Annotated in this window: 15 protein-coding genes and 1 tRNA gene; 11 read left to right on the top strand and 5 right to left on the bottom strand. The window is 46.1% G+C overall.

What is annotated here, in order from left to right:
- Window positions 1-7 precede the first annotated feature (7 nt).
- The 3 genes from ACHZCY_RS10470 to pilM are packed head-to-tail and all read right to left on the bottom strand — an operon-like array spanning window position 8 to window position 2,293.
- The gene (locus ACHZCY_RS10470; RefSeq protein ID WP_205223335.1) at window positions 8-652 is read right to left on the bottom strand and encodes a type IV pilus inner membrane component PilO; all 645 of its coding nucleotides are present in this window, start codon (window positions 650-652) and stop codon (window positions 8-10) included.
- A 15-nt stretch (window positions 653-667) separates the two neighbouring features.
- Complete coding sequence (locus ACHZCY_RS10465) at window positions 668-1,240, bottom strand: PilN domain-containing protein (protein ID WP_319548862.1); 573 nt, start codon at window positions 1,238-1,240, stop codon at window positions 668-670.
- 6 nt (window positions 1,241-1,246) lie between these two features.
- Window positions 1,247-2,293, bottom strand: coding sequence for a type IV pilus assembly protein PilM (gene pilM, locus ACHZCY_RS10460; RefSeq protein WP_205223337.1), 1,047 nt, complete (start codon window positions 2,291-2,293; stop codon window positions 1,247-1,249).
- Between the two features lie 325 nt (window positions 2,294-2,618).
- On the opposite strand from pilM, the gene lepB reads away from it, so the two are divergent.
- Genes lepB through ACHZCY_RS10445 form a run of 3 tightly spaced genes read left to right on the top strand, consistent with a single transcriptional unit; the run spans window position 2,619 to window position 5,540 of the window.
- The gene (lepB, locus tag ACHZCY_RS10455; RefSeq protein WP_205223338.1) at window positions 2,619-3,269 is read left to right on the top strand and encodes a signal peptidase I; all 651 of its coding nucleotides are present in this window, start codon (window positions 2,619-2,621) and stop codon (window positions 3,267-3,269) included.
- 15 nt (window positions 3,270-3,284) lie between these two features.
- Window positions 3,285-4,217, top strand: coding sequence for an aspartate carbamoyltransferase catalytic subunit (locus ACHZCY_RS10450; RefSeq protein ID WP_205223339.1), 933 nt, complete (start codon window positions 3,285-3,287; stop codon window positions 4,215-4,217).
- 48 nt (window positions 4,218-4,265) lie between these two features.
- Window positions 4,266-5,540: a dihydroorotase gene (locus tag ACHZCY_RS10445; protein ID WP_319548861.1), complete on the top strand. Its 1,275-nt coding sequence runs from the start codon at window positions 4,266-4,268 to the stop codon at window positions 5,538-5,540.
- 270 nt (window positions 5,541-5,810) lie between these two features.
- On the opposite strand, the gene sfsA is transcribed toward ACHZCY_RS10445, so the two are convergent.
- A complete protein-coding gene (gene sfsA, locus ACHZCY_RS10440) occupies window positions 5,811-6,521 on the bottom strand; it encodes a DNA/RNA nuclease SfsA (protein ID WP_319548860.1) in 711 nt (236 codons plus the stop codon).
- 287 nt (window positions 6,522-6,808) lie between these two features.
- Between sfsA and ACHZCY_RS10435 the strand changes: the two genes are divergently transcribed.
- The 6 genes from ACHZCY_RS10435 to ACHZCY_RS10410 all read left to right on the top strand — a co-directional run bounded on the left by ACHZCY_RS10435 (window position 6,809) and on the right by ACHZCY_RS10410 (window position 10,938).
- Window positions 6,809-8,029: a type I glyceraldehyde-3-phosphate dehydrogenase gene (locus ACHZCY_RS10435; RefSeq protein WP_205223342.1), complete on the top strand. Its 1,221-nt coding sequence runs from the start codon at window positions 6,809-6,811 to the stop codon at window positions 8,027-8,029.
- Between the two features lie 11 nt (window positions 8,030-8,040).
- The gene (rimI, locus tag ACHZCY_RS10430; protein ID WP_205223343.1) at window positions 8,041-8,484 is read left to right on the top strand and encodes a ribosomal protein S18-alanine N-acetyltransferase; all 444 of its coding nucleotides are present in this window, start codon (window positions 8,041-8,043) and stop codon (window positions 8,482-8,484) included.
- Window positions 8,481-9,659: a phosphoglycerate kinase gene (locus ACHZCY_RS10425; RefSeq protein WP_319548859.1), complete on the top strand. Its 1,179-nt coding sequence runs from the start codon at window positions 8,481-8,483 to the stop codon at window positions 9,657-9,659. The genes rimI and ACHZCY_RS10425 overlap by 4 nt, the downstream gene beginning before the upstream one ends.
- Window positions 9,660-9,706: 47 nt before the next feature.
- A complete protein-coding gene (gene tpiA / locus ACHZCY_RS10420) occupies window positions 9,707-10,462 on the top strand; it encodes a triose-phosphate isomerase (protein ID WP_319548858.1) in 756 nt (251 codons plus the stop codon).
- Window positions 10,459-10,815, top strand: a complete 357-nt coding sequence (gene secG / locus ACHZCY_RS10415; RefSeq protein ID WP_205223346.1) for a preprotein translocase subunit SecG — start codon at window positions 10,459-10,461, stop codon at window positions 10,813-10,815. Before tpiA ends, secG begins: the two co-directional genes overlap by 4 nt.
- 37 nt (window positions 10,816-10,852) lie before the next feature.
- Window positions 10,853-10,938 (top strand) — tRNA-Leu (locus tag ACHZCY_RS10410).
- 140 nt (window positions 10,939-11,078) lie between these two features.
- On the opposite strand, the gene ACHZCY_RS10405 is transcribed toward ACHZCY_RS10410, so the two are convergent.
- On the bottom strand, window positions 11,079-12,197 hold the full coding sequence (locus tag ACHZCY_RS10405; protein WP_319548857.1) for a Fic family protein: 1,119 nt from the start codon (window positions 12,195-12,197) through the stop codon (window positions 11,079-11,081).
- Between the two features lie 363 nt (window positions 12,198-12,560).
- Here ACHZCY_RS10405 and ACHZCY_RS10400 point away from each other — a divergent pair, with 363 nt between their 5' ends.
- Window positions 12,561-13,088: a hypothetical protein gene (locus ACHZCY_RS10400; RefSeq protein ID WP_205223348.1), complete on the top strand. Its 528-nt coding sequence runs from the start codon at window positions 12,561-12,563 to the stop codon at window positions 13,086-13,088.
- Window positions 13,089-13,850: 762 nt separating this feature from the next.
- A complete protein-coding gene (locus ACHZCY_RS10395; protein WP_319548856.1) occupies window positions 13,851-15,344 on the top strand; it encodes a hypothetical protein in 1,494 nt (497 codons plus the stop codon).
- Window positions 15,345-15,754: the final 410 nt, after the last annotated feature.

The raw sequence follows: 15,754 nt of genomic DNA, 5'->3' as shown, positions 1-15,754 counted from the left end.
CCTTATGTTATCGTTTTCTTTTTTTACCTTTTCCCTCGTTTTCTGAAGGGAGTTTGGTGTTGGTGAAACGGTAGGTTACAAGCCTGCAGGTCGAATTTAAAAGCATTTCCGACCCCTCTTTTTTGGGCGACCCCATTTTGATATTGTTAACTGTTACCAGTCGTTCCAGTTTGCTTACCTGATCCAGAAAAAAACCCATGTTATGGTATGGGCCTTTGGTCGAGATATCGACTGGAATTTCAGCATAAAAATCCCTAGGTATCTCTGCGCCAGGCTTAAAGGAGAGAAAATCAAGGCCGGCACTCTTACCGTGGTCTGATATACTTCTGAGCAAGTTTGGTATTTCCTGGCTTTTGGGCAGGATAACCGCTGTTGCTTCAAACTCCTTTTTAATTTCTGCCAGTTCCTGTTCATGTTTGGGCAGGTTCTGCGCTGCTTTTCGCGCTTTGTTCAAATCTTTTTGTGCTCGGACTATTTGGTTGTCAAGGTTGGCGATTGTTTCCTGGTTAGGCTCAAACAAGAGAAAGTAGCAGAGCGCAACAGGTATGAGCAGTGTTAAAACCGCAATCGCAATTTTTACCTTTACATCAAGGGGGATGTATTTTTCGTCAATAAAGGTATCGAACTTGTTGGTGATAGTGCCAGCAGCCATATCGTGTGCCTGTGATCAATTCGTTTGTGGTTCTTTTTTATCTTCAGGGACGGCAATGGAACAGGAAATAGAAAATGCTTTCAGGTTCCTCCCGGCAAATCCTTTAAGCGATGAGCTTGCAAGGTGAACGCTTTGGATGTAGGGAGAGGATTTCAAGTCATCCATGTATTTGGCTATAGTTCTGTTGTCCAGCGCCATTCCAGATACTTTCATGTTTCCGCCACTCTGCGTTAGTGTGGTCAACCACATTCTTTTAGAAGGTGTAATATTGGCCACCTCATCAAGTGCATGTACCGTAAGTGATGACGATTTTTTGAGCTTTTTGATAACAGCGATTCGGTTTTGTAAGACCTGCTTGTCTTGTTCAAGCTGCTTAATCCTGTTGAGGATTGCGGTATAACGCTGCCTTTCTTTTTTCAGGTCTGCAAGGGTTTTGTTTCTCGCGGTGATCGTATTGGCTTGAAGCATAGCGAAGATGGAGAGCAGGGCAACGACCAATACGAATGCGCCGGCCAAGCTGAATATTTGTTTTTTCGCTTTGTTTCTGCGCCTGATTTCCTTAACAGGTAAAAGGTTTATATATATCATAGTTTCTTAGAAGGCTGCTTCCCGGATGGCCAGCCCAGCAGCAATGGCCATTTCCGGCGCGATTGAGTCAAGATATTGACGATCAATTTTTTTCTCATCAATTATCATCGTTTCAAACGGATTGAATAAGACAACGTCCAGTCCGGTTTCTTGTTTGATATACTCCAGAAGACCTTTCACTTTCGCTCCCCCCCCACTGAGCACCAGCAACTTGAGGGGATTGTCAGGATTATTTGCCATATAAAGATCGATGGCTTTTTTTATTTCCAGTATCCATTGAGTACAGGTTTGTAAGAAAATTTCTTCTACTGTGCTCTGGTTTTCCTCTGCAGAAACCATACCTAATTTGATGTTTTCCGCTTCTTCTTCTTCCACGTTTAATGTATTGGCCAACTGGTCTGTAAGTTGACTGCTACCTACCACTACGTCTCTTGCCAGTACACTTACTCCATCAGCAATGACATTTATATTCATTTTCGATGCGCCAATATCAACCAATGCGATGTTTTCAGCGTTGCCTGACATTTTCTCCCATATGTTTTCCAGGGCAAAACCGTCAACATCTACCAGAACAGGCTTGAGCTTTTGTTCATGGAGCATCAACAGGTAATCGTCAATGACATCTTTTTTCGCAGCTACCAGCATTATATCACTTCTGTCATTTTCTTGACTGCTGGTAGGGAGCTTTTGGAAATCGATATATACGTCATTGATATCAAAAGGAATGTATTGTTCTGCTTCAGCTACAATATACTCGGATAATTCCTCGTCAGTCATGTATTCAAGGTTAATTTTCTTTACGATGACGGAGTAGCCGGAGATGGATATGCCTACTTTTGAGTTTTTTATTTTCAGGTTTTTAAATAAGGCGGCAATGGCATTGCCAACAACATCCGGCTCCTGCAAAACACCATCCTCTACTACACCTGGAGGCAGAGTAGTGCTGCCTATGGCAAGGAGCTTGTAGCCCTTGCCTGTCTGCTGTAGCTGGCAGACTTTGATGGCGTGGGAGCCAATATCGACACCCGTAATTAGCTGGTCTTTCTTAGCCATGGTTTTCTCTTTAAAAAGGTTGAGGCATGAGCTTGAATTAACGTCAAAAAGAAGTTTCGTCTTTTATCCCCTAATTATTAGCACACAAACAAATCGCTTTGTCAAGGCAAGCTCTGTTTTTTTTGTATTTTATCTAATAAAAACAGAGGAGATAGCTAATGGTGAATGAATATATCTTCAGTTGGTATTTTTTGTAACTCTCTGAAATGCTGTGCATAACATGATCCATTTCCAGCCGCTGGAAATCCTGCTTGTATTTTAGACCCTGTTGGGTTAATTTTGCCCAGGCTTTTACCTACGCTTCCTTTACCGAAAGGCACCATTTGTGGCAAATTTAAAAAAGAAAAAAAATAAATCCGGATTACGTGAAAATATTGAAGCTGTAATAATAGCCATTGTTTTGGCGTTTTTTATTAGAACTTTTATTGTTCAGGCTTTTAAAATTCCATCCGGTTCAATGTTGCCTACTTTGCAAATTGGCGACCATATTCTTGTAAATAAGTTTATTTATGGAGTTAAGGTCCCTTTTAGCGGATCTGTACTGATCCCTGTTAAGGATCCGCAACCAAATGATATTATAGTGTTTAAATACCCTAAAGACCCAAAGCTCGATTATATTAAACGGGTCATAGGAGTGGCAGGAGACACGGTCGTAATTCGCAATAAAAAGGTATTTATCAATGGTCAGCCATTTGAGGATAAGTATGGAGTGTATCGCGATGTCAATGTTTTGTCAGCGGCGATAGGGCCCCGGGATAATTTCGGACCAGTAACCGTGCCGCCGGGCAAACTGCTGGTTATGGGGGATAATCGTGATAACTCCTATGATGGACGTTTTTGGGGATTTGTTGACTTGAAGGCTGTGCGAGGCAAGGCTTTTTTCATCTACTGGTCGTGGGATGTGCAGAAACCTTTATTATCTCTTGACCGGCTCAGTTCCATCCGTTGGAGCAGGCTGGGGGATGTTCTACATTAAACGCCGGAGGGTGGCATGGCTACCGGATATTTTTTTTCACACCGCCATATACTTGGCATCGACGAACTCTCCAAGGATGATATCCTCCATATTCTGGATACTGCAGATTCTTTCAAAGAGATATCAGCCAGGCCTATTAAAAAGGTTCCCACCCTACGTGGACACACCGTTATAAATCTTTTTTATGAGCCATCGACTCGTACCCGTCTTTCTTTTGAGATAGCGGCAAAAAGGATGAGTGCGGACACCTTTAATATTTCTCCTTCTACAAGTAGTGCTACTAAAGGAGAAACCCTGATTGATACTGCGCGTAATATCTCTGCAATGCATCCGGATATTATTATTGTCCGTCATTCTTTTTCAGGTGCACCGCACATGCTGTCCCGTTATGTCAATGCGGCAGTGATCAATGCTGGAGACGGAGCACACGAGCATCCGTCGCAAGGATTATTGGACATGATGACCGTCAAGGAGCATAAAGGCCGTCTGAACGATCTGAAAATAGCGATTATAGGCGACATCTCCCATAGCCGGGTTGCGCATTCTGCGATTGAGGGCTTTACAACAATGGGATCCGAGGTTCACGTTTTCGGGCCTGCTACTCTTCTCCCTAAAGGGCTCGAACAGTTGGGGGCAAAAGTATGCACCTCCATGGAAGAGGTGGTGCGCGATGCCGATGTGGTGATGACCCTGCGAATACAACTGGAGCGGCAAAATGATCCACTCTTGCCGTCGTTAAGAGAGTATTCGCGCCGGTTTGGTGTTTCCCAAAAAATGATGTCCCTGGCTAAACCGGATGCACTGGTTATGCATCCTGGGCCTGTTAATCGTGGTGTAGAACTTATGCCGGAGGTGGCTGACTCTACCCAGTCGGTAATTTTAAACCAGGTGACCAATGGGGTGGCTGTGCGGATGGCACTGCTTTATCTGGTCATGGGCAACTCCTGATGCAGACATGCTCAAATCAAATATCCAATGCGACAGTGTGAAGGTGTAATGGAAAGATCGTGGGTTATAAAAAACGGGCGAGTTGTTGACCCGGCGAACAAAGTCGATCAGCAGTGCGATATTATTGTACAGGACGGGGTCATTAGCACAGGTGATGAAATTGGAGCCGATGATTTACCTGTTATAGATGCTGCCGGTTGCCTGGTCGTTCCCGGACTTATAGATATGCATACTCACCTGCGTGAGCCGGGCCAGGAGTATAAGGAAGATATTACTTCCGGTACTCTTGCTGCCGCAAGCGGTGGTTTTACAGCTGTTGCCTGTATGCCCAACACTTGCCCGGTGAATGACAATAGCGCTGTTTGTGCGATGATTCTTGAGAAAGCACGTAGCGCTGCCGCTCGAGTGTACCCCGTAGGAGCAATCAGTAAGGGGAGTGAAGGGAAGCAACTTGCGGAATATGGAGAATTGCGTGCAGCCGGAGCAGTGGCTGTTTCCGACGACGGGCTGCCGGTAACCGACAGCCAGCTTATGCGTCGGGCCCTTGAGTATGCCAGTGATTTTGACTTGGCCGTTATAGCCCACTGCGAAGATCCAGCCTTGAGTACCGGGGTCATGAATGAAGGAGAGATGTCCACTCAGCTTGGCTTGAAAGGTATACCCAATGCTGCCGAATCGGTAATGGTCTATCGTGAGATAGCTCTAGCTGAGTTCACCGGTAAAAAGGTTCATATCGCCCATGTCAGTACTGCAATGTCCGTGGATTTGATCCGTCAAGCCAAAACCAGGGGGGTACGGGTTACGGCAGAGACAGCTCCGCACTATTTCACCTTAACCGATGAGGCTGTGTCAGGGTATATAACTAACGCTAAAATGAATCCTCCGCTCCGCACCGGTGAAGACCGGGCGGCTGTCATTCGTGGATTGCAGGACGGTACCCTTGACGCAATCGCAACGGATCATGCACCCCACTCCATATTGGAAAAAGAGATGGAGTTCGATGTCGCCGCCTTTGGCATCATCGGCCTTGAAACTGCGGTTCCACTTACCTTGACCTTGCTCCATCAAGGAGTGATTGATGCTTCTCGGATGGTGGAATTACTGGCCGTGAACCCTGCTCGTATTCTCGGCGTTGAAGGTGGTAGCCTTGCTCCTGGTGCAGCCGCTGATATAACTATTATCGACCCGAAATTAGAGTTCTCCTATTCCGTGGATCAGGTTGTTTCCAAAAGCCGCAATTCTCCGTTTCTTGACTGGACATTGACCGGACGATCGATGTTGACCATGGTCGATGGTGCTGTACAGTTCTCACGTTTTATTTAGATAGCCGCAAGTGTTACCGGAGTTCCCGCCGGGTCCGATAAGCAGCTTTAAACCTGGATTTCTCATCAGTTCAGGCGGTGTCAGGTTCAAAGTTTTTGGTAGTAAATCATAGTAGGCTATATTTACTGCCAAAACACTGAAGAAGATGGCGCCGCATGGACTGACTTTTGGTGAAAATATTGTTAATTCTCCATCTCGCTCACTTTAACTGCATTAGTTTGAATGTACTTATTTTTCAAACACCTACAAAATGTTTATGAGAAATTCGGGTTAAGCCTGCACATGGTCGAGGTGGACAGGTACTTGCCGGGTTACTGTGACCGCCTCGGGTGTTACTTCTGCAAGATACGCTAACACCTGAACACCCTCTTTTGCCACCTGCTGTAATGTTTGAGCATACACTGGATCGATCTCCGTAGCAGGAGCAAAGCTGTCAACATCGCCCCTTTGTATACAGAATAGTACAGCTGCTGCAGACCCCTGGTTTGCCAGGTGCATCAGTTCGACAAGATGCTTGGTCCCCCGCGCTGTTACTGCGTCTGGAAAAATGGCAAGTTGGTTGTGGGCCAGCGAGCAGTTTTTTACCTCCAGGTATGTCAATCCTTGTGCTGATTCCAACAAAAAATCAAGCCTGCTCTTTTCTGAAACTTTTTTTTCAGGGGAGATTTTTGTAATGCTTCCAAAGTTGTCGATGGTCCCATTAAGAAGGGCTTCATGGACCAACTTGTTGGTCATGGAGGTGTTAACACCTATCCAAACGCCTTTCGATTGTACCATTTCAAGCGTCCACGGGTATTTTCTTCCTGGGTTATCTGATCGGGAGATAATCACAGGGCTGCCGGGGGTTGAACAGCCGAGCATGGAGCCACTATTTGGACAATGGACGGTCATCGGCTCTTGATTCGGAAGCTGGACGTCTGCCAGGAAACGCTTGTATCGTTTAACTAGGATAGCGTTGGTGCGAACCGGGGGCAATTGCATGGTCACCTGTGGTTAAGTTGATTGTTGACGAAAAGAACAGTCGTGCAGTGCTTACAGCGCAATCCTGTACGGTGCAACCCAATTTTCCTCTGGTCTTATTAAGATAACCATCCTTGATATGGTATTGAAAGGCTGAATTTTTTTGTCATATTACTACTTTCGGTGGCACTGTTTTTCGACTATACTCTTCCAGAATAAATGTATTGTTACTAACAAAAGCGGTATCACCCTGTCCTGGGTACCGTTTTATAAACGACTTAATCGCAACCGTATAGGAGAGCATACCTATGAAGCTCGGACTCAATGGCCTTGGCAGAATCGGAAAACTATCATTATGGCACCATGTCTCACGCCGGCATTTTTCTGAAATTGTTGTCAATCTCGGCCGAAACGTTGGTTCAGGGCTGGAAGATATTGCCTCAGCCATTGAAAAAGATTCAAGTTACGGTCGCTTGAGCATGTATCTCCACGGTCATAAAGGCGGACGAGTTATTGAGAACCTTGACGATGCAACAGGAACAATGACCGTAAACGGTGTACCGGTCACGATCCTTCGTGAGGCGCGCAATCCGAAAGATATTGACTGGAAGGGTAATCAGGTTCGGCTAGTAGTTGATACAACCGGTGTCTTTAAAGATCCCACAGCCGACGCGAATGAGGGTAGGGGCGCAATACGCGGCCACCTGCAGGCTGGTGCTGAAAAAGTCATGCTTTCCGCACCTTTCAAAATTCAGGCAAAAGGGTTGGATATGCCTGAGGATGCCATCACAACGGTCATGGGAATTAATGATGACGACTATGATCCTGCAAAACATAACGTGGTGTCTGCCGCTTCATGTACCACAACCTGCCTTTCCTATATGATGAAACCTTTGCTGGACCATTTCGGAGCAGACAGAATGTTGTCTGCTTCTATGGTAACAGTGCATGCTGCTACAGGAAGCCAACAGGTGCTGGATCGTATGCCGGCCGCTGGAGCGACCGACCTGCGTAAGGACAGGTCAATATTCAATAATATTATTTTGACCACCACCGGGGCAGCAAAAGCACTGGGGCTGGTTATTCCTGAAATGAAAAACATTGGCTTTATTGCCGAATCCGTCAGGATCCCAACCTCCACAGGGTCACTGATCGTGCTGGTACTCAATTTTCAAGACGAGCTGGAAAATCCGATTAAGCGCGGTTTGATTAATTCCATTTACAGCGAATACGCAGCTAATACCCCATATCTTGTTCACTCCACCGAACAAAATGTATCTTCGGATATCGTCGGCATTCCAAAGGCAGCTGCTGTGATTGAGTCAACCGAGATCCACACCCGAACAGCCTCTATCAATGTTAACTTGAAGCATGTGAAAGGAGTTAGCTTTGATCAAGAGGACGTGCCTCCTGTACTGCAGGTGCCGGTCACTCAGTCAGTCATTTATGGATGGTATGATAATGAGCTGGGAAGTTATACCAATATGCTGGGCGATTTGACAGTATCGGTTGCAGAAAAAATGGTGTGATCGTCCGCAAGATGCAGCCGAAAGACCTTGCAGCTGTACATTTGATTGAACAGGAGGTTATGGAAACCTTCTGGAGTGAAAAGCAGATTCGTTCAGAATGTGAATATGCTGAGGGTGTGCAGTTGGTCGCAGAAGCAGAAGGCAAGGTCTGCGGCTATGTCTTTTTTCGATGGTGTGGTCCCGAATCTGAACTGCTGCGCATTGGGGTCGCACCCGGAAAACGGAAAATCGGTATTGGCGGCGCACTGGTTGATAAAGGCCTGATGCTTCTTGCAAAAGAGAACGTTGAACAATGCTGGCTGGAAGTTCGTGCTTCCAATGAGTCTGCGCAGCAATTCTATCAGGGCAAGGGATTCCTTCGCCGGGGGGTGCGGCCAAAGTATTATAGAAATCCTGCGGAAGCTGCTGTGCTGATGATAACAAAAGTAATCAAGGAGCCGGGAGGGGGACTGTGAAAACACTTCGCGAAATTGATGTTACAGGGAAAAGGGTGTTGGTACGGGTAGATTTTAATGTACCAATGAGCGATGCCGGTGAAGTAACCGATGATCTTCGTATTCAAATGGCGCTCCCGACCATCACCTATCTGTTGGAGAAAAAGGCTAAAATCATTCTCTGTACGCATCTGGGGCGGCCCAAGGGACAAAAAGTTGCAACGTACTCCCTCGCTCCGGTAGCGGAGTATCTGGCAGGCTTACTTGCTGAGCAGGTAAAGCTGGCTCCGGATTGTATCGGGCCGGAAGTGGAAGCGCTTGTATCGGCAATGGAACCAGGCGATATTATAATGCTTGAAAATGTTCGGTTCCATCAGCAGGAAGTGGAAAATGATCCACAGTTCTCCGAGCAATTATCCCGATTGGCAGATGTGTACGTCAACGATGCCTTTGCCGTATCGCATCGTGCCCACGCTTCAGTGGTCGGTGTTGCAGGGTGTGTCGCCATTAAGGCACCAGGGTTGCTTTTGCAAAAGGAGCTTGATTATTTCCGCCGTTCCTGTGCAGAACCACAACGTCCGTTCGTTGCCATTGTCGGTGGTGCAAAAGTATCTGGTAAATTAGAAGCCCTGGAAAATATGCTGGATCGGGTAGATCGGTTGATACTCGGGGGGGCCATGGCCAATACATTTCTCAAAGGCCAGGGGTACGATGTTGGTGCTTCAAAGGTGGAAGACGACTTGCTGGAAACAGCCAACACCCTATTAGCAAAGGCAAAGGCTAAAGGGGTAAAGGTCTATTTGCCTGTGGATGTGGTGGCGGCAGAAACCTTTGCTCCGGATGCGGTGAGCAAGCATGTAACCATACAGGATATTCCAGAGGCATGGATGGCCTTGGACATAGGGCCGGCATCAGTTCTTTGTTTTGAAGAGGCGCTTGCAGATGCCAAAACCATAGTGTGGAATGGACCGATGGGCGCATTTGAAATGGATGCCTTCTCCCGTGGAACCATGGCAATTGCCCATTGCGTGGCTACTTCCCATGCATTGAGTGTAACAGGAGGAGGAGATTCGAATGCTGCCATTAAAAAGTCCGGAGAAGCGGCCAACATATCGTATATGTCAACCGGTGGAGGTGCTTTTCTCATGTTAATGGAAGGCAAGCAGCTTCCCGGTGTTGTTGCGCTGTCTGATTAACCCTTGAGACTGATTGCTTAACTTTCCTGTCGTAAAAGGAGACTATTATGCCGAGAAGACCTTTAATTGCTGGAAATTGGAAAATGCATCTGTCTGTCGCTCAGGCTGTTGAGCTCGCAGAGAAAGTTGCAGAAGTTGCTGCTGGGTGCAATGATCGGGATGTCGTGATTGCTCCGCCATTTACAGCTCTTGATGCTGTGAGTAAGGCAGTGGGGAAAACATCTACGTTTATTGCCTCTCAGAATGTGGCTTGGGAAAAAGAAGGGGCGTTCACAGGGGAAATATCGCCAACAATGCTTGTCGATCTTGGGGTACCGATGGCGATCATTGGCCATTCGGAAAGAAGGCAGATTTTCCAAGAGTCGGATAAAATGGTGAATCTTCGAGTCAAAGGTGCCCTTGCAAATGGTATTGTTCCGATCCTCTGCATTGGTGAAACCCTGGGACAACGCGAAGCAGATATGACCTTCAAGGTGCTTGAGTCACAGCTTGCAGAAGGCCTGGAGGGTTGTACCGCGGAAATGGTTGGCGATATTGTGGTTGCCTACGAACCCGTTTGGGCGATTGGCACCGGAAAAACTGCGAGCAAAGAGCAGGCCCAGGAGGTACATGCCTACCTGCGCCAATTTTTAGAAGAAAAATACAGAAAAGATATTGCCCAGAAAATAAGAATACTGTATGGTGGCTCAGTCAAGCCCGATAATGTTGATTCCCTGATGGCGCAGCCCGATATTGATGGGGCGTTGGTTGGGGGGGCAGCGCTTAAATTCGAGTCTTTTGCTCGAATTATTAATTTTATATGACAACGATATTAATTATAGTACATGTTGTAGTTTGTTTCTTTCTGATCGCAATCGTGTTGTTGCAACACGGTAAGGGTGCAGATATTGGGGCAACTTTCGGTGGTTCAAGCCAGTCTCTTTTTGGAACGGAGGGACCTGTGCCGATGTTGAATAAAATTACCACGCTTGCTGCTATTATTTTTATGGCAACTTCGGTTTCTTTAGCGTATATATCTGTGGACAAAAGTACCAGCTCAGTCATGAAAAATATTGCAGCGCCGGTACAGGAAAAAGCTGAGCCGCTTTCAACAGAGCAGGTGACTATCCCAATGCCTAAGGCTGAAACCGGTGAGACAGCAGCTCCGGCAGAATAACGGATGCAGCAGGAAAAAATAGAATAAAAATTTGTGTGCCGAAGTGGTGGAACTGGTAGACACGCTATCTTGAGGGGGTAGTGGCCCACGGTCGTGCGAGTTCGATTCTCGCCTTCGGCACCATTTATATAAAAGCCTTGTGATCTTAATTGATTACAAGGCTTTTTCTTTTGGGATCTGCGGTAATATGCGTTTTTCGCCTTGCTCCTGCTCAACCTGTAGAGAGTCTCCAATCTGCACACCAAAACCTCTCCTGCCAGAGATCAAAGGCCTGGAAGACATATTTCGTAACTTGTACTTCTGCCGCCAGCAGCAGTTTTTTGTAAAATCTTTTTATCCAGAAGATCAGAGAGGTCGCGACTTGCAGTAACCTTGCTGCAATTGGTCATTCCTGCATATTTCCTGGTTGTCATGGCTCCTTCCAATGTATCTCCAGCATCGAGTAGCCGGTTAATAACCTTTGTCTGCCTCCTGTTCAAAGGCGTGTCTTGATGCAACTGCCAAAATTTTGTTTTTGTAATAACCCCATCAACTATCCATTGAGCTTCGCGCAAGGCCGCAATTGTGGTTTGTAAAAACCACTTGAGCCAGGCCGTAATGTTGCAATCTTGTTTGCCGGCTTTTTCCAAGACCGCGTAATATCCTTTTCTATCCAAGCTGAAGTGTTTTGAAAATGAGATAACTTGCATAAGCGTTGGATAGTTCTTAGACATTATGTAGTCTGTAATGGCTCTTCCCACTCGACCGTTCCCATCATCAAAGGGATGGATCATGATGAACCACAAGTGAGCAATTCCTGCTTTGAGTAATGGATTGTGATCATCGTTGGTATTCACCCAGTTGAGGAACACATCCATTTCAGCTTGAATTTGACTTTGCGGTGGGGCGATATAATGAATCGTTTCTCTGCCAATTGGTCCAGAAACGATTTGCATTTCTTCAGCGCCTCTGTATTTGGCTACACGGATTTTTTTAAGGCCTGAATAACCTGTGGGAAAAAGCGCTGCATGCCAACCAAACAATCTCTCGGTTGTAAGTGGTTTAGGATCTTGATCCCTTGCATCAAACAACATGGCAACCAGCCCATCTGCCAGATCATCCCAGTCTTTCTGTTCAACGGGTAACCCAATTCGTTTGCGAATTGAACTTCGCACAGAGCTTCGACGCAGGATTTCCCCTTCTATGGCTGCTGTTTCAATGGCATCATCAGACAAAACTCGCTCCAGAGCACCCCTCCTCTCTTGATCACTTATTGATCGACTGATTGCTGCAAGTTCACCAATCAGTTGGGAAGCTGTTGCAATATATGTAAGAAGCGGGGCTGCATTGAACGAAAAGTCGGGCCAGTCCCGATGTTGCCATATCCATTGATGTATTTCCATAAGCTAATCGTATCATAAATGACACGATTCTTAAAGATAATCATTTCTTTCATCGAATGTGGCATACAGCTCGATGCCTTAATATATTAAGAAGCGGAAATAAGGCTAATTCCATACCACACAAAGAGAGTAATTTATGTCATATATGAATCTGTTGATTTACCAACCCCTTCTGTTAGCATGTCGCAACTAACTGTAATAGTGTTAATTTTACAGCAAGACGTCTTGGCTTGGCACTAGGGTTCATGTTAAGCATGTACTTGATATATTGAGATTAAATGCCGATCGAATAAAAATAGCATGTATAGAGCCACAAGTAGCCAATAACCTCTCACAGAACCCACTTTCCTGATAGCCAATATCTTGCCGGAAGCTGATTGGTCATTTGTCTGCAAAGATAAAATATGGCCTCTCATTGACGAGGAACAATTTAAACATCTTTATACAGAAGAAGGAGGGGCTCCAAATGTTTCAATTAAACTTAAAATATCTCTGCTGGTATTTATGGCTCTGGAGCAACTCAATTGGCGTCAGGTAGAGTTTATGTTCATGCGCCGACTCGATTGGATCAATGCCACATTTACTGAGTTTGGCAAAGCATTTGTAGATCATACCACCCTATTTAAATTCTATCGGAAATTAAAAAATGATTTCGCATATCAAATATTTGCCGGCTTGACCAAAAGCTTCATCGAAGAATGTAATGTTTCTAAGAAAAGTCAGCGTGTGGATTCTTTTTTTATGCTTGGCTGGCTTTCCATCTTGTCCCGCTACGGCTTGTTTAAAGAGACTATTAGAGTTTTTCTCCGGGCATTACGGAAGCATAAGCCTGGACTGAGAATGTTCAGGCTGAACTCTCTTATGATTACCTCCAGGACAGTTTTGATCTAACCGAAAAGGATAAAGATAAGATTCGGGGCGGATCAAAGAAATGGCCAGAGATCTTTACTTGCTAAAAGCAGCTTTTGAGCAAAACCATCTCTGATTCAGGAATTGTGTCACAAATATACTGCCCATAGGTTATCTGACGATCTTGTTTATTTTTTCCCAAAGACAGGTATGATGTATTGAAATCCATAATCTGATCATTTCTTCCTTCAGCCTTGCAGCGATAGCTCGACCACCTATCGTATCGCAGGTCTGGGACCATACCGACACGTAGAGGATTCAATTCAATATAACGGCAACACGCCGGCAGGTATTCTGCTGTTAAGATGATGCTGGATTTAAAACGGCCTTCCCAGAGGCTGCTGGATCACCATTCAAGTTTATTCGCGTACCGCGTCTGCCTCCCGTCGATCCGTTCATGGACCTTAAAAGCGACTTAGGATCAATAACAAGGTGCATGTGATTGGTCATCAGGCAGTCGGAGTAAATCCTGCACAAAATTCTTTGCTGAAATGGATGAGATTGTCCCGATAATAGTTGTCGTCGTTTCAAACAAAAACGCTCTGTTGATTGTGACCGCGTTGGACGATATGATGAGGTTTGTTTGGGAGAAGTATTCGTAATAGTCGATGTCTATTATATATGCTTCCATGCGTGCCGCAAATGTTCGATAAATAATTCTGACCCTTTTATTCCGTTCTCTCTCCAGCTGCTCAAAGAGGACAATACCAGCCACCTGTTTTTTCCATTGCCATGACGAAATCTTTGAACCAAATTATTCTTTTTGTCTGCAGCATCGCTCTCTTTGCGGCCTGCAATGGAGCGGTTGCCCAGACTCAGTCGAATATGCCGGAATGTTTAGTCGGTGCATTTGAGGGCCCCACTGGAGAGGTGCAGGCCCATGCCTTCAAAATTAATTTCAACGGAAGACCGGCAATAGGTGATCTTGATAATGATGGCTGGCCAGATTATGTGATCTCTTCGAGAAATAGGATTGCAGCCTACGATGTCTGCGGAAATACCTTCTGGGATATCAAGGCAGATACCAACTGGGATTATCCCAAACACTCTTTTTGGAACTATACCACCTATGGTTATATTGGGGATGCCGACGGTGACGGTAAGGCTGAGTTTTTGCATATCGGCTCTGACTGGAGAACACTCTTTATCCGCGACGGGAGGACAGGGGGGCTTAAATATAGGGTTGATTTACCTGGGGATGAGCAGTGGATGTACGTAATATTAGCACGCAGGGCTGATGACCGGAATGGGGCAGCGACCCGCATCGTTGCTGCCAGCGCCTCCTGTGACCCGACGGTTTCGGTCATCTCCATTGATATGCGAGCCGACAGTCCCACAGTAGAATGGTACCAGAGAAAAGCGGTGCACGGCCAAGGTATGTTTATGTATCCACCTCCGCAGACAGCAAATCTCGACGGTGTGGGAGGCGATGAAATTTTCCATGGTACTCTTGCCTTAGACCAGGGGGGTGGCTTTATCTGGTTGGCCGATGCCAACAGTAGGACGGGGAATCGAGGTATTCACGCCTTTACGGTCCGGGATATCGACCCGACAACCACAGGACTTGAGGCAGTGTACAGTCTCTATGGTCCGCCCAGTGGCCACCCTTCGATTATCGCCTATGGGTACGATTCTGCTCAAAATGAAATCTGGGCCGCCCATTCCCCTCATGCCAACCGCCATCCTCACCAGCATGCGGTAGGTGACTTTTTTCCCCAGGCAAGGGGGCTTGAAACCGTAGTGAGAAATAGTGATGGCTATAATCACTGGATCATCAATTCCCAAGGAAAGCTTTTGAGGCAGGGCTGGAGAGTCCATCCGGGCTGGGACGGAGATGGTGAATATGTTCAAGCAATTGAGTGGGACGATACCACAGGCACTGAAATACTCTATGTTGAACGACATATGAGCGTTGTTAGCTCTCAGGCAGTGAGGCCACGGCTTAGGGTGGTTTCTCCCCTTAATGACAGGCCGCTCACTCCAATATTTGGTGGTGGAATGATGGAAGATCCTCAAGCATGGGTTGGACAAAGCAACCAAGCGAATTTCAACCCATACGAAGCTGCTGTGTTGGTTGTTGACCTATTTAATGATGGCAGAGAAGAGCTCTTCACCTGGGGTGGAAACCGGATCACTATTTTCTATAATTCAGGCAAAACCCCAGCTCCACGGAAGTGGCAAGATCAAGACTACAGAATGTTGAAAAAGCTCTCCTGTCCGCTGTACAGTCCTCGGTAGAGTTATTTTCCAAAGATAAGCCGGACAGCTAGGATAGACCTAAGGTTGCGAAAAGGAGTCAGAACTCTTTGTTAGCTTTTCGGTGTCGCCCAAGCTCCTTATTTGATATACGGATTCTCCGTCTCTGAGATACTTCCTGATGATATAATTCGCTGCTGGTCAAATACCCTTTGGATAACATCTCAGGTCAACTTGATCTCTGCTGTAGGGATTATGTCACAAACATACTGTCCATAGTTTGTCTGAGGATTCCGTTTATTATTTCTCAAAGACAGGTGTGATGTAGCGAAATCCACAATCGGGTCATAGCTTTCTTTCGTCTTGCAGCGATAGGTCGACCACCTGTAGCCGGGAGGAGGCCAAAAATAGCTGTAGGTAACATCCAAACTGAAGTTCCCATGCGAAAGCGA

Source organism: Desulfogranum marinum (assembly GCF_963675105.2).
GTDB classification, from domain to species: Bacteria; Desulfobacterota; Desulfobulbia; order Desulfobulbales; family Desulfobulbaceae; genus Desulfogranum; species Desulfogranum marinum.
Note: the sequence above shows the minus strand (reverse complement) of the source record. Positions and strands in the feature narration are given on the sequence as shown.